Raw genomic sequence first — 2,779 nt, 5'->3', positions numbered from 1 at the left:
GTTAGCAGCTTTATGCTATACAACCCTTTTGGAAGAAAAAGTCACTATTTAATCTCTTTCTGCATGGGGTTACCGCCACCGCCAGCACCACGTGCCCCACGGCCACCGCTACCTTTAAATAATTGGAATTTGCTGGGTGTTGTAATTGCAGGCCAACTGTTATTACCTTCATTTATATCAGCCGTTTCTCTTAACGGATCTAATTTAACCGATGCCACTTCTTTATCTTTCATAAATGTTTTCACCACTTTATTTTCGTTTTTTCGCCAAACCTGTACCGGTATGCGGTCTATTTCTTTAGTACCATCTTTAAACGTCCACTCAATAATTATCGGCATTACCAAACCACCTTTATTGCTAAACGTTAGTTCGTACATATTTTTCTTTCCGGCAATAAAAAAACGTTCTGCTTCTGTTAAAGTATCAGTGCTGGGTGCAGGTGTGGTAATTTCAAAAGGTGTATCATCCACTTTTGCCAATCCCCTGTCGTATCTCCAGTAAAAATCTTTTAAGCTTTCATCGGCATCAGTTGCAAACACAATCTTTTTATCTTCCCTGTTTCTTATTTTAGAAATATCATCAAATGTATTTAACAATGGTTTTGCTACCGGCATTTTTGTAACGCCGCCACCAGCAGGCCTGCTTACACTTTCGGTACTTAGCACTGCCCACTTAACAGTATCCAAAGAAATATCGCAGGGCTCTGTGCCGTAAAACCATCCTCTCCAGTACCAATCTAAATCTTCGCCGCTGGCATCTTCCATTGTTCTGAAAAGATCTGCAGGTGTGGGGTGTTTAAATGCCCAGCGCCTTGCATACTCTTTAAAAGCATAATCGAAAAGATCACGGCCCATAATAGTTTCTCTTAAAATATTTAACCCGGTTGAAGGTTTGCTGTAAGCATTGGGGCCAAACTGAATAATGTTTTCGCTGTTGGTCATAATAGGCTCCAGTTGATCTTTAGGCAACTTCATGTAATCAACAATTTTATAAGCCGGGCCTTTGCTTACCGGAAATTTATTATCCCACAATTCTTCAGTTAAATATTCACAAAAAGAATTTAACCCTTCATCCATCCATGTCCATTGCCTTTCATCGCTGTTGATGATCATGGGGAAAAAATTATGGCCCACTTCATGTATCACCACGCCCAGCATACCATTTTTTGTGCCTTCGCTGTAAGTGCTGTTGGCACTGTACATGCCATTGGCATCTTTTTCGGTACGGCCAAAGTTGAAACATATCATGGGATATTCCATTCCGTTAGCAGCCTCTAAACTTTGTGCAACAGGGTAAGGATAAGGAATGGTAAATTTTGAATAAGTTTTAATGGTATGTGCTACTGCTTTAGTACTAAACTTCCTGTACAGGCTGTAGGCTTCTTTACCATACGCACTCATGCACATTACTTTTTTTCCTTCCACCATTGCAGGCATAGCATCCCAAATAAATTTTCTTGATGAGCCCCAGGCAAAGTCACGAACCATATCAGCTTTAAATATCCAGGTTTTCTTTTCTTTAAGTTTTTGTTTTTCTCTTGCAACGGCTTCATCTAATGTTACAATTTCAGTAACATCAGTTGATGTTTGTGCTTTTTGCCAGCGTACAAATTGTGCAGGCGTTAAAACCTGCTGGTAATTTTGCCCCTGTCCTGTTGACATTACAACATGATCGGCAGGCACCGTCATGGCTACTTTGTAATTACCAAAAGTTAAAGCAAACTCGCCGCTGCCCACAAACTGGTGGTTTTGCCATCCCTGAAAATCGCTGTACACACAGAGGCGGGGAAACCACTGCGTCATAGTAAACAGATCATTACCATCTTCAGGAAAAAATTCAAATCCCCCACGGCCACCATATTTATTTTTTTCAATAATATAATAATTCCAGTCAATTTTAAAAATAAATTGCTGGCCTGGTTTTAGCAGTTGAGGTAATTCGATCCTCATCATGGTTTTATTAATGGTATATTTTAAAAGCTTACCAGCGGCGTCGGCTACACGGGTAATATTGTCGCCGTATTCTTTGTCTTTATCCATCTTTCCGGTAAAGCGTTGTATATCCGCTTCATTAATTCTGATGGGCATCATGTTACTGGTTTGATAACCGGAATTATTTACGGTGCTGTGTTCGTTTTCATCTAACTGAATCCACAAATAGCTTAACACATCAGGTGAGTTGTTGTAATAAGTAAGTGTTTCTTTACCCATCAAACGGCGGTTGGGTTCATCCAGTTCACACACAATATCGTAATCGCAACGCTGCTGCCAGTATTTAGGTCCAGGTGCCCCACTTGCAGTACGATACTCGTTGGGAGTTGGTAAAATTGTTCCCAACTGTTCAAACCTGTTTCCATGATTACTGCCCGGATTATTTTTAATATCCTGTGCAGCAACTGAAATACAAAATGAAAATAAAATAGCTAAGGCTGTTAATTGTTTCATGCTGTTGTTTATTATTGCCCCCATCCCCTGAAGGGGTGAAGCGTAGTTTATGTTTTATTTTTTTGTTACGAACTTAAATAATTCTATTTGACTTCATTGGTCTGGCCTAAGGCGAGACACTCTTCAACATTATTTCTTTATTGAGCATTACTGAATTTTTTATTTTTTTAATGCCATCTACTTCAATCTTCGCGATTCACCCTTTAGTGGATAGGAGTTCTCTCTACCACCATTTTTAAAGCTATGCAAAAAGCTACACCCGACAATGCCCACAACCACCATTTTCTTTTCAGCTGCCCTTTATTTACTATTAAAAAACTTAATAACAGGATACA

The 2,779-nt window shown here is 39.5% G+C and carries 1 protein-coding gene; it reads right to left on the bottom strand.

Translation table 11 applies throughout. The features are described 5' to 3' along the window. Positions 1-44 precede the first annotated feature (44 nt). Positions 45-2,444 carry a M1 family metallopeptidase gene (locus ACY65O_RS10750; protein WP_462220858.1) on the bottom strand — a complete coding sequence of 800 codons (2,400 nt, stop codon included), beginning with the start codon at positions 2,442-2,444 and terminating at the stop codon, positions 45-47. Positions 2,445-2,779: the final 335 nt, after the last annotated feature.

The sequence above is a fragment of the Ferruginibacter sp. genome (assembly GCF_031430955.1).
Taxonomy (GTDB): domain Bacteria; phylum Bacteroidota; class Bacteroidia; order Chitinophagales; family Chitinophagaceae; genus Ferruginibacter.
Note: the sequence above shows the minus strand (reverse complement) of the source record. Positions and strands in the feature narration are given on the sequence as shown.